Raw genomic sequence first — 21,464 nt, 5'->3', positions numbered from 1 at the left:
AAATGATTTTTTCCCTTACAACAAAAGAACTTATGGAACATCCCGATCTGTGGGAGGCCGTGCATCGGCTGCGCTACAGGATTTTTGTCGAGGAAATGGGGTGGGAGGACCTGCGGCGCCCCGATGGCTTCGAGATCGACCAGTTCGATCATGACGAAGCGGTGCATCAGATCGTCATCAGAGGCAACGAGGTCGCGGGCTATCAGAGGATGTTGCCGACCACGCGGCCACATCTCTTGACCGAGGTGCTGGCCGATCTTTCCGTGGGAACGCCGCCCTCGGGTCCGAACATCTGGGAACTGACCCGCTATGCGGTCGCTCCCGGCTTTCGCGACGGCCGCCGAGGTGTTTCGACCGTCGGTACCGAACTCATTGCCGGCTTCGTCGAGTGGGGGCTGAAGCGCGGCGTCGACAAGGTGATCATCGAGTTCGAGCCGATGTGGGTTCTGCGCGCGCTCCAGCTGCATTTCCTGGCCACACCGCTGGGCTATCAGCGCACCTATGGCAACCAGCAGGTCGTCGCGACGCTGCTCACCTTCAATGAGCACACGCTGGATGTGGTGCGTTCGCGCCGCAATCACCACGCTCCCGTTCTGGCCAGGGGATATCCCGATATGTTCGGGCAAAGGCGGGCGTCATGAGATCGGAAACGGCCATGAACGCGCACCCGCAACCCGAACTGCGCAACCACACGCTGATCGTCACCGTATCGTCGACCGACGGCCGGCCGGTGCTCGACAGAAGGGCCTATGAAAGCCTGGCAAGGACGTTCCACGAAGCCGCCGATAATGACGACGTTCGTGTCGTCGTGCTGCGCGGCCTGGCGGGCTGCTTCTGCCTCGGCGGCGATTTTTCCGAATTCCTCGACGCTACCAAGCACCAGAAGCTGATCGCCGCCGTCACCGACATGTTCCGCACGCTGGCGACGTTCCCCAAACCCATACTGGCCTGTGTCGACGGCGATGCGGTCGGCGTCGGCTGCACCATCCTGTTCCATTGCGACATGGTGATCGCGTCCGCCGAAAGCACGTTCCGGGTGCCGTTCGTCGATTTCGGCCTGGTGCCGGATGCCGCGACCAGCATCCTGGCGCCGCAGAAGCTCGGCTATGCCGGCGCCTTTCGCTTTTTCTGCCTCGGCGACACGCTGCGCGCCGACGACGCCAGGGCGCTCGGCCTGGTCGCCGAGATCGTCTCCGAAGGCAGCGTCGAGGAGGCAACCCTCGGCCGGGCAAGGCAGCTCGCCAGGAAGCCGGTCGCCGCGTTGCTGCAGACGCGGGGCCTGCTCAAGGGGAACCCCGCGGAACTTTGCGAACGCATCGATCAGGAGATCTCGCTGTTCCAGCAGGCGCTGCAGGACGACACCACGCTGCGGCGGCTGCAGCGGATTGCCCGGTTGGCGGCCTGAGCGTCGCGCCGAAGGCGTTGCGCCACGCGGTCCAGTGCCGCGTGGCGCAGGCGCCGTCAGTCCTGTTTTGCCAGGAATGACGGCCCTTCGCCGATGATTTTCTTGTCTTCCTTGCCGATGATGTCGAGGTCGCGGCCGTCATAAGGCAGCGACAGGAGGATGCGCCGCATCACCGCCAGCCGCCCGCGGCGCTTGTCGTTGGCACGCACGATGATCCAGGGAGCGAATTCCTTGTGGGTGCGCTCGAACATGGTATCGCGCGCCCTGGTGTAATCGTCCCACTTGGTAATGCCGGCAATGTCGATCGGCGAAAACTTCCAGCTCTTCAGCGGACTGTGGCGGCGATCGTGAAATCGCTCGAGCTGCGTTTCCCGGCCGATGTTCAGCCAGAATTTGAAGAAGTGGATGCCGTCATTGACGATCATCCTTTCGAAGTGCGGTGTCTCGTCGAGAAACTTCTCGTGCTGTTCTGGCGTGCAGAAGCCCATCACCGGTTCGACGCCGGCGCGGTTGTACCAGGAACGGTCGAACGTGACGAATTCGCCCGCGGTCGGGAAGTGGTCCGCATAACGCTGGTAGTACCATTGCCCCAGCTCGGTCGGCGTCGGCTTGGTCAGCGCTACGTTGCGTGCCGTGCGCGGATTGAGGTACTGGCGCAGGACGAAAATCGTGCCGCCCTTGCCGGCCGCGTCACGGCCTTCGAACAGCGCCATCATCCGCCTGCCTGTCGACTGCAGCCACGCCTGCGCCTTGACCAGCTCGATCTGCAATGCCTCGAGCGTCTCGTCATATTCGTCGCTTTTCATCTTCTTGTCGTAGGGATAGCCGCCCGCGGTCAGCTTGCGCTCCTCGATCCAGTCCGGCAGTGCCGGATTCTCGATGTCGAACTCCCGCTCCTTGCCGTTGATCCTGAGCTTCAGCGGCCCCGGGGTCGGCGCGGCGGTGTTTTCCTTGGCTTTTTTCATCGAGACGAACCTTTCCAGCTTACGGACTCGTGCTATTGAGCCATTGCAGTGCCGCGCGCCGCTTCAGACGCAAGGGGCGCTGCACTTTTGGATTTTGCGCATGATCCTTTCCGAAAATCGATTCTGATTTTTCGGCGTCATGCGCCAGGCCGGTCCAGCGAAATTGCCGGACCGGGAGCGGGGCGCAGGCGCGAATGGCGGACCAGGGCGCAGACGAGAAGGGTATGGCGCAAGCGCTTGCCGCGCGGCTGTGGAACAGCCGATGGTTGCTGGTCGCCGGTCTTGTCGCGGTCATGGCGGTTTATGCCTTTGCGGGCATTTCCGCCTATGTGCTGCTGCCGGCGCTGGCTTTGCTGCTGGTGGCGGCGATGATACCGGCTGGAGCCACGCGCCAGCCCGGCGAAAGCGGCGCGGCGATCGAGGCCATCGGCCTGCAACGCCTGTCCGGCGAATATCTGGCGGCGGCCGTCGCCGACCCCTTGATCATCTTCGACCATGCCGCGGCGATCGTTCATGCCAACGCCGCCGCCTTCGCCGCGTTTGGCGGCATCGCGCCTGGCGTATCGTTGTCGCTGAAATTCCGTGCGCCCGAAATGCAGGCTCTTCTGGACGGCGTGCTGTCGGGCGAGGTCGCGTCGGATGTCATCGACTACACCGAGAGGCTGCCGGTCGAGCGGACTTACCGGGTCAGCGCCTCCTCGGTCGGTCACGGCACCGATCTCTACGTGATGGTGTTCAAGGACCAGAGCGAAGCGCGCCGCATCGACCGCATGCGCGCAGATTTCATCGCCAATGCCAGCCACGAATTGCGCACGCCGCTCGCCTCGATATCGGGTTTCATCGAAACGCTGCGCGGACCGGCCCGCAATGACCCGGCGGCGCGCGAGCAGTTCCTGCAGATCATGCAGAACCAGACCGGCCGCATGGCACGCCTGATCGATGACCTTTTGTCGCTGTCGCGGCTGGAGATGAAGCCCTATCTGCGGCCGGGGACCGAGGTCGACCTGCGCCAGACCGTCGACAGCGTCATCGATTCGCTGGCCCCGCTGGCGCGGGAAAACGGCGTCGTCATCGAGCGGGATTTCGCCGACGGCCCTCTCGACGTGCCGGGCGACCGCGACGAACTGTTCCAGGTCTTCGAGAACCTTCTGGAAAACGCCTGCAAATATGGGCAGTCGGGCGGCCGCGTGGTGGTGTCGATCGAGCGCGGCGACGCCGAGGGCGAAGCGGGCATCGACGTGACGATCAGGGATTTTGGCCCCGGCATTCCCGAGGAGCACATTCCGCGCATCACGGAGCGCTTCTATCGCGTCGACGTCGAGAGCAGTCGAACCCAGAAGGGCACAGGCCTTGGCCTGTCGATCGTCAAGCATATCCTGACGCGCCACAACGCCAGGCTCTCGATCAAGTCCGAAGTCGGCAAGGGCGCCGCCTTCTCGGTTCATTTGCCGGCGGCCTGAGCCGCCCTAGTTTCCAAGGTGCCATTTCTTTTTTCTGTCATCCGGTTAGCGTATCAGCGGGGATTCGAGGAAACGACTCAAAATCAGATCATCCGTGGGAAGGCATCCGGTCATGCAGTCCGTGCACATAGTCAGCGCCTATGACGAGGAGCTGAAAGATCTGTCGAAGCGCATCGCCGCCATGGGCGGACATGCCGAACGCATGGTCGAACAGGCGATCTCCGCCTTGGTCAATGCCGATCCCGGCCTTGCCCAGAAGGTGATCCGCGACGACGCCGTCCTCGACGAAGGCCAGCGCGAAATCGACGACAGGGCAATCATCATCATCGCCCGGCGCCAGCCGATGGCGACGGACTTGCGCGAGATCGTCGGCGCGATCCGCATCTCGGCCGATCTCGAGCGGGTCGGCGATCTCGGCAAGAATGTCGCCAAGCGTGTGGTGGCGGTTGCCGACGGGCGCCAGCCGACCAGCCTGTTCCGCGGCCTCGAAGCCCTGGCCGACCTGGCGTTGACCCAACTCAAGGAAGTGCTCGACGTCTACGCCTCGCGCTCGGTCGAAAGGATCGGCTTCGTACGTGACCGCGACGACCAGATCGACGCCATGTACACGTCGCTGTTTCGCGAATTGCTGACCTACATGATGGAAGATCCGCGCAACATCACGCCCTGCACGCATCTGCTGTTCTGCGCCAAGAACATCGAACGCATCGGTGACCATGCCACCAACATTGCCGAGACGATCTACTATATCGTCACCGGCGACCAGATGCCTGCCGACCGGCCGAAGGGCGACAAGACGGACAAGATCGGCCTTTCCGCAACGCAGCCGATCAAGTGAACGCACTTTCTCTCGAACGCTTGGTCGTATTGCGCTAGACTATCCCTGAGGCAAGCCTGCTGGTTCCCCGCAAAGGCAGTGCTTCGGGAGGCTGCGATGGAATATGTCCGGGACTTCAAGCCCGCGCCGCCGACATCGGCCGTCATCGCCTCCAGCGTCTACACAGCCGGGCGCCGCATCGCCGACATCCCGATCGAGGAAGCCGGCACATGGGCCAGGAAAGCGGGACACGTCGTGTGGATCGGGCTGCTTGAACCCGACCGCGAGCTTCTGCTGCGCGTGCAGGCGCAATTTCATCTGCATGAGCTCGCAATCGAGGATGCCGAGCATCCGCACCAGCGGCCGAAGATCGAGCAATATGGTGATGCGCTGTTCATCGTCGCCCGCACCGCGCAGCTGATCGAGGGCCGCGTCACCTTCGGCGAGACGCATCTGTTCGTGGGCAGCGGCTACATCGTCAGCGTCAGGCACGGCCCTTCGACATCCTATGCTGTGGTGCGCCAGCACTGGGAAAGCTGCCCGCATTCACTGGCCAAGGGCGAGGATTTCGTCCTCTATGCCATTCTCGATTTCATCGTCGACAACTACATGCCGGTGCTCGAGCAGATCGAGGATGAGGTCGAGGCGATCGAGGACCGGGTCCTGCTGAAGCCGATGACCGGCCCCGATATCGAACGCCTTTATATGCTGCGTCGCGATCTGTTGCGGCTGCGCAATGCCGCACTGCCGCTGGTGGAGGTCTGCCGCCGGCTGACCAGCGCCGACCTGCCGCAGATCCATTCAGCCATGCACCCGCTGTTTCGCGACGTGACCGACCATATCCGCACCGTCCAGGAAAAGATCGACAGCTTGCGCGAAGTGCTGGCCTTTGCTTTCGAGGCGAGCCTGCTGGTGGGCCAGAGCCAGGAAACGGCGATCTCCAAAAAGCTCGCCTCATGGGCGGCAATCCTGGCCGTGCCGACAGCCTTCGCGGGCATATACGGCATGAATTTCAGCGACATGCCGGAACTGAAGATGGAATACGGCTACCCGATGGTGCTGCTGGCGATCGCGCTGATCTGCAGCTTCCTCTACTGGCGGTTTCGCAAGAATGGATGGCTGTGAGAGTAGGGCAGTAGGCAGTAGGCAGTAGGCAGTAGGCAGTAGGCAGTAGGCTAAACGCTCGGGAGCGCAAATTCAAAACATACTGCCCTACTGCCCTACTGCCTTAGTCCCTTATCTATTCCGCCGCCGCTCCGCTGCCGGCTGGAACGCCACGCGGGCATGGTATTTACAATAGGGTCCGGTTTCGGCGGCTTCGTTGCCGCAGAAATTGAAGTCCTCCGACAGCGGATCGCCGTTCGGCCATTTGCAGGTGCGCTCGGTGAGTTCGGTGAGCTGGAGATGCCGCGAGATCGGCACCACCACATTCTCGACCGGCCGGATATAGTGGCGGGCCACCGGCTCGGCATCGAACTGCGCTTGCAGCGCCGTTGCTCCGATCGATGTCGTGACGTGGCGGGTCGCACTCGCGGGGCGCGACACCGATTTCTGCGCGCCCGACCCTTGCGCCGTCTTCTTCTGGCGTGCCGGCGCTGCCGTGGCGCGCCCGCGGCCCGACAATTTCAGCCGGTGCACCTTGCCGATGACGGCATTGCGGCTGACCCCTCCAAGCTGGGCAGCAATCTGGCTTGCGCTCAGACCTTCCGACCACAGTTTTCTCAAGAGTTCGACCCGCTCGTCAGTCCAATTCATGACCGCGCTCCTGCTAAGCGTACGGCAATCGGAATCCATTCCCGGCCCAGCACCACTGCTGGGGCAGACACCACATATATCTGGTGATTAGGTCCGCCGCACGAAATCTAGTTATTTCCCGACTACAACTACCTTATGCGCTGACTCGGTGACAAGAGTCCGAAGTGCAACACGAATCGGTTTTTTCGGTTTTCCCCAACTTGCCAGCTCACTTATGAGCCGGCGTCCCGTCGGGAGGCTTGCCGCGCGCCACTACGCGACGTTTTCGTTGACTTCATGGCTGAAAAACCCGATAAGCCGCAAAGGCCGCCGCTTTGGCGGCTTTTTTGATTTTCCGGTTCCGGAGACGCATATAATGAGCGGTTCGGCGCTTTTCGAGACCTTTGCTCGCGCACCCCTGGCCTTCGATCACGGGGAAGGCACTTGGCTGGTTACCGACAAGGGCGAGCGATATCTCGACTTTGCCGGCGGCATAGCCGTCAATTCGCTGGGCCACGGCCATCCGCATCTGGTCGCGGCGCTCACCGAGCAGGCTGCCAAACTCTGGCACGTCTCCAATCTCTACGAGATCCCGGGGCAGAGCCGGCTCGGCGAGCGGCTGGCCGACGCCACCTTCGCAGACAAGGTGTTCTTCACCAATTCTGGCGCCGAGGCGCTGGAATGCGCGATAAAGACGGCGCGGCGCTACCATTTCGTCAAGGGGCATCCCGAGCGCTTCCGCGTCATCACTTTCGAAGGCGCCTTCCATGGCCGCACGCTGGCGACCATCGCGGCCGGCGGCCAGTACAAATATCTCGAAGGCTTCGGCCCCAAGGTCGAGGGCTTCGACCAGGTTGGCTTCGACGATATCGACGCCGCCGAAAAGGCGATCACGCCGGAGACCGCGGCGATCCTGATCGAACCGGTGCAGGGCGAGGGCGGTATCCGCCCGGTGCCGACACAATCGCTGAAGCGGCTGCGGCAGCTCTGCGACCAGCACGGCCTGCTGTTGATCTACGATGAGGTCCAGTGCGGCATCGGCCGCACCGGCAAGCTGTTCGCGCATGAATGGTCGGGGGTCGCTCCAGACATCATGGCCATCGCCAAAGGCATTGGCGGTGGCTTCCCGATGGGCGCCTGCCTTGCCACCGACGAGGCGGCTGTCGGCATGACCGCGGGCGTCCACGGCACTACGTTCGGCGGCAACCCGCTGGCCATGGCGGTCGGCAATGCCGTGCTCGACGTGGTGCTGGAGGAGGGCTTCCTGGCGGATGTGCAGCGCAAGGCGCTGTTGTTGAAGCAAGGGCTGGCAGGGGTGGCCGACGAATTCCCCGAGGTCATCGAGGATATCAGGGGCACGGGGCTGATGCTGGGCCTCAAATGCGCCATGCCCAACGGCAAGGTGAACATGGCGCTGCGCGACCAGCATCTGCTCGCGGTTCCGGCCGGCGACAACGTCATTCGCCTGCTGCCGCCGCTCACCGTCACGGACAGCGAGATCCATGAAGCGCTCGAGCGCATTCGCGCCGGCGCCAAGGCCCTGTCCGAGGCCATCGCCGCTGAAGCCGCGAAGTAAATTCGAAAGCTCCTGATGTCACTTCGTCATTTCACCGACCTCTCCGCCGTTTCCGAAGGCGACCTGCGCTCCATGCTGACCGACGCAGTGGAGCGCAAGGCGCGCCTCAAGGCGGGCGAGCGCTCGAAACCTCTCGAAGGCAAGGTGCTGGCGATGATCTTCGACAAGCCGTCGACGCGCACGCGCGTCTCCTTCGATGTCGGCATGCGTCAGCTTGGCGGCGAGACCATCATGCTGACCGGCACCGAGATGCAGCTCGGCCGCTCCGAGACCATCGCCGACACAGCCAAGGTTCTGTCGCGCTATGTCGACGCCATCATGATCCGCACCACCTCGCATGAGCGGCTGCTGGAGCTGACCGAGAATGCGACCATCCCGGTGATCAACGGGCTCACCGACGATACCCATCCTTGCCAGCTGATGGCCGACATCATGACCTTCGAGGAGCATCGCGGTCCGGTCGCCGGCAAGACCATCGCCTGGACTGGCGACGGCAACAACGTGCTGCATTCGCTGCTGGAAGCCTCGGCGCGGTTCCGCTTCAGCCTCAACGTGGCGGTGCCCGAAGGCAGCGAGCCGGCGCAGAAGCATGTCGACTGGTCAACCGCACATGGCGGCAAGCTCTCCTTTACCCGCTCGCCAGAGGAAGCCGTCGACCAGGCCGACTGCGTCGTCACCGACTGCTGGGTGTCGATGGGCCAGGAGCACCGCGCCCGCGGCCACAACGTGTTTTCGCCCTACCAGGTCAACGCCAAGCTGATGGCCAAGGCAAAGCCCGACGCGCTGTTCATGCACTGCCTGCCGGCGCATCGCGGCGAGGAAGTGACGGACGAGGTCATCGACGGTCCGCATTCGGTGGTCTTCGACGAGGCCGAGAACCGGCTCCACGCCCAGAAGGCCGTGCTTGCCTGGTGTCTTGGGGCCTGAAGTGGACTTGAAGTGTCTTGGCGCTTGACGTGCCGGGGAACTTGATCTCCGGAGGCGCGATGCCTATCTGCGCGGCATCACGCAAATCAAGCGCGTTTAGACGCATGCTCCCCAAAGGGCGGCATGGCCGCGCCCTGGAGCTTTGTCATGCTGGAAACCCATCAAGTGGCTGAACATCACCCCAAACTCGGCGAATTCGGTTACGCCGGCGATGATCACGTCGTGCCCTTCGAGGTCGGCCCGCTCGATGTGCGCGGCCGCACCGTTCAGCTCGGGCCGATGCTCGATGCGATCCTTGGCCGCCATGATTATCCCGAGCCGGTCGCCCGGTTGCTGGCGGAAGCCTGTGTGCTGACGGTGCTGCTAGGCACCTCGCTCAAGTTCGAGGGCAAGTTCATCCTGCAGACCCGCACCGACGGGCCTGTCGACATGCTGGTCGCGGATTTTTCCACGCCCTCGGCGCTGCGTGCCTATGCGCGCTTCGATGTCGACCGGCTGGAGGCGCTGATTGCGGCCGGCGAGACCTCGCAGCAAACGCTGCTCGGCAACGGTGTGCTGGCGCTGACCATCGACCAAGGTGCTCACACGCAGCGCTACCAGGGCATCGTCCAGCTCGACGGCGAGACCCTGGAAGAGGCCGCGCGCACCTATTTCCGCCAGTCGGAGCAGATCCCGACCGATCTCCGGCTTTCCGTCGCCAAGCTTTTGACGCCCGGCCCCGGCGGCGCGCGCGAGCAGTGGCGGGCGGGCGGCATCCTGGCGCAGTTCCTGCCGCAGGCCTCCGAGCGCATGCGCGTTCCTGACCTGCCCGGCGGGGATGGCGATCCGCGCGAGGAGATCCACGATCCCACAGACAATTCCTGGCAGGAATTGCTGGCGCTGCTCGGCACCATCGAGCCGACCGAACTGATCGATCCGACCATCGGCGCAGAGCGGCTGCTCTATCGTCTGTTCCACGAGCATGGCGTGCGCGTCTTCGGCGGCGTTCCCGTCGCCGATCAGTGCTCATGCTCCCGCGACAAGATCCGCGGCATCCTCGAGGGCTTCTCCGCGCAGGAGATCAAGGACAGCACCGAGGACGGCGGCATCCACGTCGCTTGCGAGTTCTGTTCGACGCAATATGACTTCGACCCGGCGGAATTTACGACTCAGTAGGGTTCTTGTTTCTCCCCGTTCTACGGGGAGAAGGGGCCCAAGAGCGGATGAGGGGCGGCGCTGCCCCTCATTCCTGCCGGACATTTCTCGCCGTATAGTGACGGGGAGAAACCCGCTGTCGCCGATTTCGCCTCGTCTAATTCACCGTCCGCCTTGTCCCCGGCAGGTCGAGTGAGAAGGCGGGGATGGCGATGTCGAATGTCTCGCCCCGCTCGTTGCGCATGGTGTAGTGACCGACCATGATCCCCGACGGGGTCGAGAGCGGACAGCCCGACGTGTATTGATAGCTGTCGCCGGGATTGAGTTCGGGCTGATCGCCGACCACGCCGGCACCTCGCACTTCCTCGACCCGGCCGGCGCCGTCGGTTATGTGCCAATAGCGCGACAACAGCTGCACGAATTCGTCGGACTGGTTGTCGATCGTTATCTGGTAGCCCCAGACATAGCGGTTTTCCGAAGGATCCGAGCGGTCCTCGAGATAGAACGGCCTGACCTGCACTTCGATGTTGCGCGTGACGGCGCGGTACATGAGCGGCTCCAAAACAAATCCGGTGTGGAACATTCGGCGCTCTTTGCGGTTCGATCAACCGTGCGCGTCCGAGTTGCTGTCCCTGAAGGGCAGGTGCCGACAAACAATGTCATTTGAGTGACACATGACAATGATGGTGTGCACCAGCAATGCCGGGCGACTCGGGCGCTCTGTCGAACTGTCGAAAACGGCCGCCAAGCGGGCCGGGTTTTCTGGAGTGATCGGATATCGATGGAACTCGCTCTCATAACCGGCTCGCTTTCGATCGCTCTCATCGCCTCAAATCTCGCCAGCATACTGCTCGCCTGCTCGCGCCTGAAACGGCGCGCCGCCATCGCGCCGCCGGCCGGCAAGCCGCTGTCTGTCTCGATCGTCATCCCGGCGCGCGGCGTCGAGCCGTTTACCCATGAGACGCTTGAGCGCGCTTTCTCGCTCGACTGGCCGCGCTACGAACTGATCTTCTGTGTCGCCCATGCCGACGACCCCGCGGTCAAGCCGATCCGCGCCGCGATTGCCCGCTTTCCAGCCGTGCCGGCCCGCCTGCTCACCGGCGACGACCGCGTCAGCGCCAACCCGAAACTGAACAACTGCGTCAAGGGCTGGGAGGCAGCGCGCCACGACTGGGTCATTCTCGCCGATTCCAACGTGCTGATGCCGAAAGACTACGTCCAGCACCTGATGGCGGCATGGCGGCGGGACACCGGCCTGGTTTGCTCGACGCCGATCGGTTCGCGGCCCGACGGCTTCTGGGCAGAAGTCGAATGCGCTTTCCTCAACACGCTGCAGGCGCGCTGGCAATATGCCGGCGAGGCGCTTGGCCTCGGCTTTGCCCAGGGCAAGAGCATGTTGTGGAACAAGCAGATGCTCGACGCCAATGGCGGCATCCGTGCGCTCGCCGCCGAGATCGCGGAGGATGCCGCGTCGACCAAACTGGTCAACAGGCTCGGCCTGCGCGTCAATCTCGTCGCTTCGCCCTTCGAGCAGCCGCTCGGGCAGCGCATGCCGGGCGAGATCTGGTCGCGCCAGGCCCGCTGGGCGCGCCTGCGCCGCGTCACCTTTCCGCTGTTCTTCGCACCCGAGATCCTGACCGGCGTGGCGGCTCCGCTCGTGCTGGCATTGATCGCCGCGGCCAGCGCCGGCGTCAGCCTGCCCATGACAGCGCTTTGCGTGCTGGCGCTCGCCTACCTGCCGGAATGCATGCTCGCCTCGGCAAAGGGCTGGTATCTGTCGCCGCGCATCGTCACCGCGATGATCGCACGCGACCTGATTTTGCCCGCGATCTGGATGCGCGGTTGGCTGGGCGGGGCCGTCGACTGGCGCGGCAACGCCATGACCATCGGCACCCAGGCGGCCGAGCTCGAAGAGACGCCCTCCCGCGCTTGATGTCGGCGGTTCAGCTTGATGTCGAGGAAGGTTATCGTATATACAAAAATTGTTGAACTAGGCTCTATTTTTGTGTATACAATAACCTATGGAGCGCCCCGACGGCGATGCTGTTCGAGTGGGATGAAACAAGGCAAAGACAAACAGGGCCAAGCATGGCGTGGATTTCGCGATCGCTCCGTCCTTCGATTTCGCCAATGCCGTTATCCGGCTCGATGACAGCGAGGATTTTGGCGAGGATCGTCTTGTTGCCATCGGTCTGATCGAGGCTGGCGTTTATGTGATGGTCTATGTCGAGCGAAGCCATGCGATCCGCGTAATTTCGCTACGCAAGGCAACGAGACAGGAGATTACGGACTATGTCGAAAACCTCTAAGACGATCGTGCGCCGCGAGGCTACTCCCCCAAAGCAGTCGCGCGCTGATGCTTTGGGGCTCGCCAGAAAGGCGCTTGGCGCGAGGACCGACGAGGAAGATGCTGCGATCACTGCCGCCGCCGAGGCCGATCCGGATGCGCAGCCGACCGATGCCGCTTCGCGCCGCAAAGTTGGCCGACCGCCGCTTGCGCGACCCAAACGTGCGGTACAGTTGCGCCTCGACGCCGATGTTGTCGACCGTTTCAGGGCCGGCGGTGATGGCTGGCAGACGCGCATGAACGAAGCATTGCGCAAAGCGGCAGGCCTGTAATCCTCGGTCTGCCACCAGTCCTCATCGGGCCTTCAACGCCTGCGCGATGTCGTCCAGCAAATCGTCGGTATCTTCCAGCCCGACCGACAGCCTGAGCGTGCCGGGTCCGATGCCGAGCTCGGCGCGCGCTTCGTCGCTGAGGTTCTTGTGCGTCGTCGTCGCCGGATGGGTGATCAGGCTTTTGGCGTCGCCGAGATTGTTCGAGATCAGCACGATGTCGAGCGCGTTCTGCAAGGCGAAGGCACCCTGCTTGCCGCCCTTGACGTCAAAGCAGATCAGGGTGGAGCCGCCCGACATCTGCTTCTTGACGATATCGGCCTGCGGATGGTCGGCGCGGCCGGGATAGATGACGCGGGCGATCTCCGGCTGCTCGGCCAGGAAATCGGCGATCTTGCCGGCGCTCTCCGTCTGCTGGCGCACGCGCAGCGGCAGCGTTTCCAGGCCCTTCAGCAGCGTCCAGGCATTGAACGGCGACAGGCTGGGGCCGGTATGGCGGAAATAATCGTGCAGGTTCTCGTCGATCCACTTCTTGTCCGACAGGATGACGCCGCCGAGACAACGGCCCTGGCCATCGATGTGCTTGGTCGCCGAATAGACCACGATATGCGCGCCGAGCTGCAATGGCTTCTGCTGGAGCGGCGTGGCGAAGACATTGTCCACGACCAGCCGCGCGCCGATCGAATTGGCAAGCGAAGCGACGGCGGCGATGTCGACCACCTCAAGCGTCGGGTTGGTCGGGCTTTCCAGGAAAAACAGCTTGGTGTTGGGCCGCACCGCCTTTTCCCAGTTGGCGATATCGGTGCCGTCGACCAGCGTCGCCTCGATGCCGTAACGCGGCGCCAGCGTCTCGACCACCCAGCGGCAGGAGCCGAACAGGGCGCGCGCCGCGACGATATGATCGCCGGCCTTGACGCTGCACAGGAGGGCTGCCGTCACCGCCGCCATGCCGGACGCGGTGGCGCGCGCGTCCTCGGCGCCTTCGAGCGCGCACATGCGCTTCTCGAACATGTCGACGGTCGGATTGGCGTAGCGCGAATAGATGAAGCCCGGTTCCTCGCCCTTGAAGCGGGCTTCGGCGGCTTGGGCCGTCTCATAGACATAGCCTTGGGTCAGGTATATCGCCTCGGAAGTCTCGCCGAAGCCGGAACGCAGGGTTCCGCCATGCACGAGTGCGGTCTGAGGCTTCCAGTTGCGCGTCTTGCTCGTCATCGTCCTATCCAAACACAAAAAAACCGGCCGCGAAAAAGTCGCAACCGGTCCATGCGGCCTTGCGGCCCGACGGTCCTTTAGCGACTTGTTTAACGTGGCTGCAAGCCGACCGGCCAAATCACCACGGGATAACGACCCTTTAGACCCGCGCCACGCTTGCGTCAATTGCCGGCTTCATTAAGAGATTTGTACCAGCAGAGCGGAGCCAGACTTTGCGGCAGACAGGAATTCTTCCCGATCAGGACATTGCGGCGCTGTTCCAGTCCGGCGCGCTGAAGTCGTCGCGTGCGCTCGACGCCGACCAGATCCAGCCGGCCAGCCTTGATCTGAGGCTCGGCGACAAGGCGTGGCGGGTGCGCGCGTCCTTCCTGCCGGGTCCCAACCACAAGGTCAGTGAAAAACTCGACCGGCTGAAGCTGCACGAGATCAGCCTGGCCGACGGCGCCGTTTTGGAAACCGGCTGCGTCTACATCGTGCCCCTGCTCGAAAGCCTGGCGCTGCCGGCGGAAATTTCGGCGTCCGCCAATCCCAAGAGCTCGACCGGGCGGCTCGATATCTTCACCCGCGTGATGACCGATCGCGGCCACGAGTTCGACAAGATCGCCGTCGGCTATCATGGTCCGCTCTATCTCGAAGTCAGCCCACGCACCTTCCCGATCGTCGTGCGCGCCGGCTCGCGCCTTTCGCAGATACGCTTCCGCACCGGCAATGCGCTGCTCTCGGAAGCAGAGTTGCATCAATTGCACCGGGCCGAAATGCTGGTCGCCACCGAACCGCCGAACATCTCCGGCGGCGGCATCGCATTGTCGATCGATCTCAACGGCGACAGTGACGGGCTGGTCGGCTATCGCGGCAAACACCATACCGGCCTCGTCGATGTCGACAAACGCGCGGCGCAGGAGATCGTCGACTTCTGGGAGCCGATCCACAAGAGCGGCGCCGGCGAGCTGGTGCTCGATCCGGACGAGTTCTACATCCTCGTCAGCCAGGAAGCGGTGCATGTGCCGCCGCTCTACGCGGCCGAAATGACGCCCTTCGATCCACTGGTGGGCGAGTTCCGTGTCCACTATGCCGGCTTCTTCGATCCGGGTTTCGGCCATTCGGCGGCCGGCGGCACCGGCAGCCGCGCCGTGCTCGAAGTGCGCAGCCATGAGGTGCCGTTCATCCTCGATCATGGCCAGATCGTCGGCCGGCTGGTCTACGAGCATATGCTGAAGCGGCCGCAGGCGCTTTACGGCACCGAGCTCGGCTCGAACTACCAGGCGCAGGGCCTGAAGCTGTCCAAGCACTTTCGCGCCGCGCCCTGAACGCTCATCACCGTCAGGCAAGATACTTGCCTGCGCCGGCTCGCCATGCTTGGCTGCCTCGCCGGCCGCCGACGTGGCGGCGCTCAAGGGGAATGAAAATGCAGATTTCGAAATGGATCATATCGGCGGCGGCCGCCGCCATGCTGACGCTTGGTGCCGGCGCCCTGTCGGCGCATGCGGCGGAGAAAATCAAGATCGGCACCGAGGGAGCCTATCCGCCGTTCAACACCATCACGCCCGACGGCAAGGTCGAGGGCTTCGACATCGACATCGCCAACGCCTTGTGCGCGCAGATGAAGGTCGAATGCGAGATCGTCACCCAGGACTGGGACGGCATCATCCCGGCGCTGCAGGCCAAGAAATTCGACGCCATCATCGCTTCGATGAGCATCACCGAGGAGCGCAAGAAGCAGGTCGCGTTCACCCACAAATACTATACGACGCCGCTGTCGCTCGTCGCCCTGAAGGACAGCGACATCGCCTCGACCGAACCGGCGGCACTCGCCGGCAAGACGGTCGGCGCCCAGGCGGCGACCACGCAGGCCAACTACGCCCAGGACGTCTATGGCAAGGCCGGCGCCGAAGCGAAGCTCTATCCGACCCAGGAAGAGGCAATCACCGATCTCCAGAACGGCCGCCTCGATGCCGTCCTTTCCGACAAGTTCGTGCTGATGGACTGGATGAAGAAGGCGAGCGACGGTTGCTGCAAGATGGTCGGCGACGTCAAGGGCACCGAGACCGAAGCCGGCATTGCCGTGCGCCTCGAGGATACGGCGCTGCGCGACAAGCTCAACGCAGCCATCGACGCCATCGTCGCCGACGGCACCTACAAGAAGATCCAGGACAAGTATTTCGATTTCGATATTTATTGAGATGGAAGCTGCCGATCTCCTCCCACCAGGGAGGAGATCACGCTCATCTCACAGCGCCTTCACCGCCACCTTCACCGGCTTTTCGATTTCGAGCGGGTTGCGCAGCGGCAGGCCGAAATCGCCGGCCTCGATCTCGAACACGTCGCCGGCTTCGGTCTTGATGCCGTCGGCGAAGGACAGGGTCGCGGTGCCGAACATGTGCACATGCACGTCGCCCGGCTGGCGAAAAGCCGAATATTTGAAATGGTGGTGTTCGAGATTGGCGATGGTGTGCGACATGTTCGCTTCGCCCGACAGGAACGGCTTTTCCCAAATCAACTTGCTGTCGCGCCAGATGCGTGAGGAGCCCCTGATGTCGGCGGGCAGGTCGCCGACCAGGATCTCAGGTCCGAAGGAGGCGTTGCGCAGCTTGGAATGGGCGAGGAAGAGGTAGTTCACGCGTTCGGTCACATGGTCGGAAAATTCGTTGGACAGAGTGAAGCCGACCCGGAACGGCGCGCCGTCGTCGCCGATGACATAGATGCCGGCAACCTCGGGCTCCTCGCCGGCATCCTTGGCGAAGGCAGGTGACAGGAGCGCGGCACCCGGCGCCACGGCCATCGTGCCATTGCCCTTGTAGAACCATTCCGGCTGCACCCCGATCTGGCCTTTCGCGGGTTTGCCGCCTTCCAGCCCCATGCGGAACATCTTCATGGAATCGGTGAGTTGCTCTTCGCCGTCGGTGCTGAGCTTCTTGTGCATGGAATCGCGCGTTGCCGCCGAGCCGAGATGCGTGAGCCCCGTGCCGGTCAGATGCAGATGCGCCGGATCGGGATGATTGATCGGCGACAGCAGCCGCCCCTTCTTGTAGGCGGCGTCGAGATCGACGGTCTCGCCAAGTCCCTTGCGTTCGATCAGCGCGGCAAGGCCCACGCCGGTACGAGCGGCTTCCATCGCCAGCGAATAGACGCTGCGCGCGCCGTTGATGATCCGGGTCTTGCCGCCCGTGCGTGCAACGACACGGATTGTCTCGGCGTCGTCGAGAATCTGCGAGATCAGCATGATCAGTCCTCTCTCATATCTTGGCATGGCTGCCTTCTGGCAAACCCTGACCTGCGCGGCTCGGACTGGCCGTGCCACGGGTTGAACTCGTCGTCCGGATTGCGCTCGCGAGCTCGGTCCTGAAGGACTTTTTCAAGCCGGCGAATTGCCGGCAGCGCCGCGACCGTATGCCTCCTGCTTGCCTCGCCTGAAGCCTGTTCAGGCCTTGTTCTTGTTGTAGACGTCGAAGATCACGGCGCCGAGCAGCACCAGGCCCTTGACCACTTGCTGCCAGTCGACATTGACGCCCATGATCGACATGCCGTTGTTCATCACGCCCATGATGAAGCCGCCGACCACCGCGCCGATGACCTGACCGACGCCGCCCATCGCCGAGGCGCCGCCGATGAACACCGCGGCGATGACGTCGAGCTCGCTGCCGAGGCCTGCCGCCGGCACGGCCTGGCCAAGGCGTGCCGCGATGATCAGGCCGCCAAGCGCCGACAGCACGCCCATATTGACGAACACGTAAAGCGTCAGGCGCTCGGTCTTGATGCCCGACAGCTGCGCGGCCTTGGCATTGCCGCCCATCGCATAGATGCGGCGGCCGATCGTCATGCGCTTGGTGACGAAGACGAACAGCGAGATCAGCAGGCCCATGACGAGCAGCACCACCGGCAGGCCCCGATAGCTGGCGAACTGGTAGACCAGGAACAGCGCCAGCGCGCTGCCGACCAGCGTCTTAATGACGAACAGGGTAAAGGGCTCGGCCTCATAGCCGTGGCGTTCGCGTTTGCGTCGCGTCCGTAGCCCGAAATAGGCATAGGCCAGCACGGCGATCAGGCCCAGCACGATCGTCGTCATGTGCAGCGTCAGACCGCTGCCCATAATCGTCTTGCCGGCTGCATTCACCGTTGGCGGGATCAGCGTCAGCGGTCCGATGACATCTGGAATGAAGCCGGAGCTGAGCGCCTTGAACTCGGGCGGCAGCGGTCCGACCGAAGATCCGCCGCCGAGCAGCGCCTGGCATATGCCGCGGAAGATCAGCATGCCGGCCAGCGTCACGATGAAGCTCGGTATTCGGTGGTAGGCGATCCAGTAGCCTTGCGCCGCGCCGATGAGGCCGCCCACGATCAGGCAGAGGATGGAAACCACCAGCGGGTTGCTGAATATGCCGAGAGGCCAGATCACCATCATCATCGCCGCCAGCGCGCCGATGAAGCCGGCCACGGACCCCACGCTGAGGTCGATATGGCCCGATACGATGACCAGCAGCATGCCGAGCGCCATCACGATGATGAAGGAGTTCTGCTGCACCAGATTGCTCAGGTTCACCGGCTTGAACAGCGTTCCCGAGGTGGTGAACTGGAAGAACACCATGATGGCGATCAGCGCCAGGATCAGGCCGTATTCGCGCAGGTTCGTCGCCAGCGCCGATACGGCGATGCGTGGACGCTGCCCTACATCTTCGGCGACGTTGCTTTGCGGGGCGGGGGCGCTTTCCGTGCTCATGCTGCTTTTCCTTCTCCCCGAACGATGGCGCGCATTATTCTTTCTTGGCTTGCGTCCGCCGCGGGCATTTCGCCGACGATGCGGCCTTCGTTCATGACATAGATGCGGTCGGTGATGCCGAGCAGTTCTGGCATTTCCGACGAGATGACCACGATCGCCTTACCTTCGGCCGCAAGGCGCGCGATGATCGTATAGATTTCATATTTGGCGCCGACATCGATGCCGCGCGTCGGCTCGTCCAGGATCAGCACTTCCGGGTCGGCGAACAGCCATTTCGACAGCACCACCTTCTGCTGGTTGCCGCCGGAAAGATTGCCGGTCATCTGATAGACGCTGGAGGCGCGGATGTTGGTCTGCTTGCGATAGTCGTTGGCGACGGCAAGCTCGCGCAAATCGTCGATCACGCTGTGGCGCGACACGCCGCCGAGATTGGCCAGCGTAATGTTGTGCTTGATATGGTCGATGAGATTGAGGCCGTAGGTCTTGCGATCCTCGGTCACATAGGCAATGCCGTGTTCGACCGCCCTGCTCACAGAGGAGACGTCGATCGGCTTGCCCTTGAGCAGCACCTCGCCGGTGATGCGGCGCCCATAGGAGCGGCCGAACAGGCTCATGGCGAATTCGGTTCGCCCGGCGCCCATCAGCCCGGCAATGCCGACCACCTCGCCCTTGCGCACATTGATGTCGATGCCCTTGATCACCTGCCGCTCGGCATGGAGCGGGTGATAGACCGACCAGTTCTTCACCTCGAACACGACCTCGCCGATATCGGGCTCGCGCGGCGGATAGCGATCGTCGAGCGAACGGCCGACCATCGAGGTGATGATGCGGTCTTCCGAGATGTCCTTCCTGGACAGCGTCTCGATGGTTCGCCCGTCGCGGATGACGGTCACCTTGTCGGCGACCCGGTTCACCTCGTTGAGCTTGTGCGAGATCAGGATCGAGGTCATGCCTTGTCGCTTGAATTCGAGCAGAAGGTCGAGCAGCGCCTGGCTGTCCTTTTCGCTGAGCGACGCCGTCGGCTCGTCGAGGATCAGGAGCTTGACCTCCTTGCTCAGCGCCTTGGCGATTTCGACCAGCTGCTGCTTGCCGACACCGATATTGGTGATCAGCGTCTTGGGGTCCTCCTTGAGGCCCACCTTCTTCAGCAGGGCGCTGGTGCGCGCCTCGTTGGCATTCCAGTCGATGACGCCGTATCGGGCGTGTTCGTTGCCGAGGAAGATGTTTTCGGCGATCGACAGCATCGGCACCAGCGCAAGCTCCTGGTGGATGATGACGATGCCCTTGCGTTCGCTGTCATGAATGCCTTTGAACTGGCATTCCTGGCCCTGAAAGATGATCTGGCCGTCATAGGTGCCGGAGGGATAGACGCCCGACAGCACCTTCATGAGCGTCGATTTGCCGGCGCCGTTCTCGCCGACCACGGCGTGGATCTCGCCTTCCTCGACCCGAAGGTTGACGTTCGACAGCGCCTTGACGCCGGGAAACGTCTTGGTGATGTCCTGCATCTCCAAAATCGTCGAGGCCATGGGTAAAGTGCTCCTGCGAGACCCGCAACAATACCGGGGTCGCTGGTGAACGAAAAGGGGCCCTGCGTTGCGCAGGACCCCTGGCTATGCAACCGAATTTACTTCAGTTCGTCGGCCTTGATGTAGCCGGAGTCCACGACCAGAGCCTGGTAGTTCGACTTGTCGACCTCATGCGGCGTCAGCAGGATCGAGGGAACGACCTTGACGTCGTTGTTGTAGGTCTTGGTGTCGAGGCCTTCCGGCTTGCCGCCCGAGAGCACCTTGTCGACGAGCTCGACGGTGGCCTTGGCCAGTTCGCGGGTGTCCTTGAACACGGTCGAGTACTGTTCGCCCGAGATGATCAGCTTGACCGAGGCGGTCTCGGCGTCCTGGCCGGTCACGATCGGCCACGGCTGAGCCTCCGTGCCGTAACCGACGGCGCGCAGCGAGGCGGTGATGCCGCGCGACAGGCCGTCATAGGGCGACAGAACGCCATCGACGCGGCTGCCGTCCGAATAGTTGGCCGACAGCAGATTGTCCATGCGCGCCTGGGCGGTGGCGGCGAGCCAGCGCAGCGTGCCGACCTTGTCCATGCCGGTCTGGCCGGACTTGATCTTGATCGAACCGTCATCGATCAGCGGCTGCAGGACGGAAATCGCGCCGTTGTAGAAGAAGAAGGCGTTGTTGTCGTCGGGTGAGCCGCCGAACAGTTCGACGTTCCACGGCTTGGTATTCGGGAAGCGCTCCTTGAGGCCCTTCACCAGCGAATTCGCCTGGATCACGCCGACGCCGAAATTGTCGAACGTGGTGTAGTAGTCGACATTGGGCGTCTTCTTGATCAGGCGGTCATAGGCGACGACGACGACGCCGGCGTCAGCGGCTTTCTGCAGCGCATCCGACAGGGTGGTGCCGTCGATCGAGGCGATGATCAGCGCCTTCGGACCCTTGGTGATTTCGTTTTCCAGCTGGCTGAGCTGGTTGGGGATGTCGTCCTGCGCATATTGCAGGTCGACCGTATAGCCCAAAGCCTCGAGCTGGGACTTGACGGCATCGCCGTCGTTGATCCAGCGCTGCGAGGTCTTGGTGGGCATCAGCACGCCGACGAGACCCTTGTCGGCGGCGTGCGCCGAATAGGTCATGGCAGCGATGCCAAGGGCCGCGACGGCGGCCAGCGTCTTGATGATCTTCACAATTACTCTCCCTGGTTGATGGACGCGACACCTCGGGGCTTCGCGGGCCGCGCAGGCGAGCAGGAGCGCAAGCGCCGCTGTCGTCTATCGATCTCCGGTATCCTCCCAATCGGCCCTGGGACTGATTTCAATCGACACGATTTTCCTCGTCATCGACTGGCACGCCCCAGGACGCGCGAAGGGTGTGTCCCTTTGCCATAACTGTCAAA

Annotated in this window: 21 protein-coding genes and 1 riboswitch; of the genes, 13 read left to right on the top strand and 8 right to left on the bottom strand. The window is 63.1% G+C overall.

Going from position 1 to position 21,464, the window contains the following annotated elements:
- Positions 1 to 2: 2 nt before the first annotated feature.
- Positions 3 to 641 carry an acyl-homoserine-lactone synthase gene (locus FJ972_RS27495; RefSeq protein WP_140496654.1) on the top strand — a complete coding sequence of 213 codons (639 nt, stop codon included), beginning with the start codon at positions 3 to 5 and terminating at the stop codon, positions 639 to 641.
- A 14-nt stretch (positions 642 to 655) separates the two neighbouring features.
- Positions 656 to 1,405, top strand: a complete 750-nt coding sequence (locus FJ972_RS27490; RefSeq protein ID WP_140496652.1) for an enoyl-CoA hydratase-related protein — start codon at positions 656 to 658, stop codon at positions 1,403 to 1,405.
- A 56-nt stretch (positions 1,406 to 1,461) separates the two neighbouring features.
- Here FJ972_RS27490 and ppk2 read toward each other — a convergent pair whose 3' ends face one another.
- Positions 1,462 to 2,370, bottom strand: a complete 909-nt coding sequence (gene ppk2, locus FJ972_RS27485; RefSeq protein ID WP_140523953.1) for a polyphosphate kinase 2 — start codon at positions 2,368 to 2,370, stop codon at positions 1,462 to 1,464.
- A 194-nt stretch (positions 2,371 to 2,564) separates the two neighbouring features.
- Between ppk2 and FJ972_RS27480 the strand changes: the two genes are divergently transcribed.
- The 3 genes from FJ972_RS27480 to FJ972_RS27470 all read left to right on the top strand — a co-directional run bounded on the left by FJ972_RS27480 (position 2,565) and on the right by FJ972_RS27470 (position 5,772).
- The gene (locus FJ972_RS27480) at positions 2,565 to 3,830 is read left to right on the top strand and encodes an ATP-binding protein (protein ID WP_140523956.1); all 1,266 of its coding nucleotides are present in this window, start codon (positions 2,565 to 2,567) and stop codon (positions 3,828 to 3,830) included.
- Between the two features lie 112 nt (positions 3,831 to 3,942).
- Positions 3,943 to 4,668: a phosphate signaling complex protein PhoU gene (gene phoU / locus FJ972_RS27475; RefSeq protein WP_140496645.1), complete on the top strand. Its 726-nt coding sequence runs from the start codon at positions 3,943 to 3,945 to the stop codon at positions 4,666 to 4,668.
- A gap of 96 nt (positions 4,669 to 4,764) precedes the next feature.
- Positions 4,765 to 5,772 carry a magnesium and cobalt transport protein CorA gene (locus FJ972_RS27470; protein WP_140496643.1) on the top strand — a complete coding sequence of 336 codons (1,008 nt, stop codon included), beginning with the start codon at positions 4,765 to 4,767 and terminating at the stop codon, positions 5,770 to 5,772.
- A 111-nt stretch (positions 5,773 to 5,883) separates the two neighbouring features.
- Here FJ972_RS27470 and FJ972_RS27465 read toward each other — a convergent pair whose 3' ends face one another.
- Positions 5,884 to 6,402: a GcrA family cell cycle regulator gene (locus FJ972_RS27465; RefSeq protein WP_140496642.1), complete on the bottom strand. Its 519-nt coding sequence runs from the start codon at positions 6,400 to 6,402 to the stop codon at positions 5,884 to 5,886.
- A 355-nt stretch (positions 6,403 to 6,757) separates the two neighbouring features.
- Here FJ972_RS27465 and FJ972_RS27460 point away from each other — a divergent pair, with 355 nt between their 5' ends.
- The 3 genes from FJ972_RS27460 to FJ972_RS27450 all read left to right on the top strand — a co-directional run bounded on the left by FJ972_RS27460 (position 6,758) and on the right by FJ972_RS27450 (position 10,039).
- On the top strand, positions 6,758 to 7,957 hold the full coding sequence (locus FJ972_RS27460) for an aspartate aminotransferase family protein (RefSeq protein WP_140523959.1): 1,200 nt from the start codon (positions 6,758 to 6,760) through the stop codon (positions 7,955 to 7,957).
- A gap of 15 nt (positions 7,958 to 7,972) precedes the next feature.
- Positions 7,973 to 8,884: an ornithine carbamoyltransferase gene (gene argF, locus FJ972_RS27455; RefSeq protein ID WP_140523961.1), complete on the top strand. Its 912-nt coding sequence runs from the start codon at positions 7,973 to 7,975 to the stop codon at positions 8,882 to 8,884.
- A gap of 123 nt (positions 8,885 to 9,007) precedes the next feature.
- The gene (locus tag FJ972_RS27450) at positions 9,008 to 10,039 is read left to right on the top strand and encodes an Hsp33 family molecular chaperone (RefSeq protein ID WP_140496636.1); all 1,032 of its coding nucleotides are present in this window, start codon (positions 9,008 to 9,010) and stop codon (positions 10,037 to 10,039) included.
- A 136-nt stretch (positions 10,040 to 10,175) separates the two neighbouring features.
- On the opposite strand, the gene apaG is transcribed toward FJ972_RS27450, so the two are convergent.
- Positions 10,176 to 10,568, bottom strand: a complete 393-nt coding sequence (apaG, locus tag FJ972_RS27445) for a Co2+/Mg2+ efflux protein ApaG (RefSeq protein WP_140496634.1) — start codon at positions 10,566 to 10,568, stop codon at positions 10,176 to 10,178.
- Between the two features lie 231 nt (positions 10,569 to 10,799).
- On the opposite strand from apaG, the gene FJ972_RS27440 reads away from it, so the two are divergent.
- The 3 genes from FJ972_RS27440 to FJ972_RS27430 all read left to right on the top strand — a co-directional run bounded on the left by FJ972_RS27440 (position 10,800) and on the right by FJ972_RS27430 (position 12,637).
- A complete protein-coding gene (locus FJ972_RS27440; RefSeq protein ID WP_140523964.1) occupies positions 10,800 to 11,951 on the top strand; it encodes a ceramide glucosyltransferase in 1,152 nt (383 codons plus the stop codon).
- Between the two features lie 160 nt (positions 11,952 to 12,111).
- On the top strand, positions 12,112 to 12,327 hold the full coding sequence (locus FJ972_RS27435) for a BrnT family toxin (protein WP_140496630.1): 216 nt from the start codon (positions 12,112 to 12,114) through the stop codon (positions 12,325 to 12,327).
- The gene (locus FJ972_RS27430) at positions 12,311 to 12,637 is read left to right on the top strand and encodes a BrnA antitoxin family protein (RefSeq protein WP_140496628.1); all 327 of its coding nucleotides are present in this window, start codon (positions 12,311 to 12,313) and stop codon (positions 12,635 to 12,637) included. The genes FJ972_RS27435 and FJ972_RS27430 overlap by 17 nt, the downstream gene beginning before the upstream one ends.
- A gap of 21 nt (positions 12,638 to 12,658) precedes the next feature.
- On the opposite strand, the gene FJ972_RS27425 is transcribed toward FJ972_RS27430, so the two are convergent.
- Positions 12,659 to 13,846, bottom strand: coding sequence for an O-succinylhomoserine sulfhydrylase (locus FJ972_RS27425; protein WP_140523966.1), 1,188 nt, complete (start codon positions 13,844 to 13,846; stop codon positions 12,659 to 12,661).
- Between the two features lie 57 nt (positions 13,847 to 13,903).
- A riboswitch (SAM riboswitch) is annotated at positions 13,904 to 13,981 on the bottom strand.
- A gap of 77 nt (positions 13,982 to 14,058) precedes the next feature.
- Here FJ972_RS27425 and FJ972_RS27420 point away from each other — a divergent pair.
- Together FJ972_RS27420 and FJ972_RS27415 are read left to right on the top strand one after the other, a co-directional pair.
- The gene (locus FJ972_RS27420) at positions 14,059 to 15,153 is read left to right on the top strand and encodes a 2'-deoxycytidine 5'-triphosphate deaminase (RefSeq protein WP_140523969.1); all 1,095 of its coding nucleotides are present in this window, start codon (positions 14,059 to 14,061) and stop codon (positions 15,151 to 15,153) included.
- A 98-nt stretch (positions 15,154 to 15,251) separates the two neighbouring features.
- On the top strand, positions 15,252 to 16,025 hold the full coding sequence (locus FJ972_RS27415; RefSeq protein ID WP_140523972.1) for an ABC transporter substrate-binding protein: 774 nt from the start codon (positions 15,252 to 15,254) through the stop codon (positions 16,023 to 16,025).
- 48 nt (positions 16,026 to 16,073) lie between these two features.
- Here FJ972_RS27415 and araD1 read toward each other — a convergent pair whose 3' ends face one another.
- The 4 genes from araD1 to chvE form a co-directional block, all read right to left on the bottom strand.
- Positions 16,074 to 17,066 (bottom strand): AraD1 family protein, encoded by a 993-nt coding sequence (gene araD1 / locus FJ972_RS27410; protein ID WP_140524070.1) that lies wholly within the window; start codon positions 17,064 to 17,066, stop codon positions 16,074 to 16,076.
- A gap of 198 nt (positions 17,067 to 17,264) precedes the next feature.
- Positions 17,265 to 18,557 carry a multiple monosaccharide ABC transporter permease gene (gene mmsB, locus FJ972_RS27405; RefSeq protein WP_140523975.1) on the bottom strand — a complete coding sequence of 431 codons (1,293 nt, stop codon included), beginning with the start codon at positions 18,555 to 18,557 and terminating at the stop codon, positions 17,265 to 17,267.
- Complete coding sequence (mmsA, locus tag FJ972_RS27400) at positions 18,554 to 20,086, bottom strand: multiple monosaccharide ABC transporter ATP-binding protein (RefSeq protein ID WP_140496613.1); 1,533 nt, start codon at positions 20,084 to 20,086, stop codon at positions 18,554 to 18,556. The genes mmsB and mmsA overlap by 4 nt, the downstream gene beginning before the upstream one ends.
- Positions 20,087 to 20,184: 98 nt before the next feature.
- Positions 20,185 to 21,255, bottom strand: a complete 1,071-nt coding sequence (gene chvE, locus FJ972_RS27395; RefSeq protein ID WP_140496611.1) for a multiple monosaccharide ABC transporter substrate-binding protein — start codon at positions 21,253 to 21,255, stop codon at positions 20,185 to 20,187.
- Between the last annotated feature and the right edge of the window lie 209 nt (positions 21,256 to 21,464).

The organism is Mesorhizobium sp. B2-1-1, from assembly GCF_006442975.2.
In the GTDB taxonomy this organism is placed as follows: domain Bacteria; phylum Pseudomonadota; class Alphaproteobacteria; order Rhizobiales; family Rhizobiaceae; genus Mesorhizobium.
This window is presented reverse-complemented; position numbering and strand designations above follow the sequence as displayed.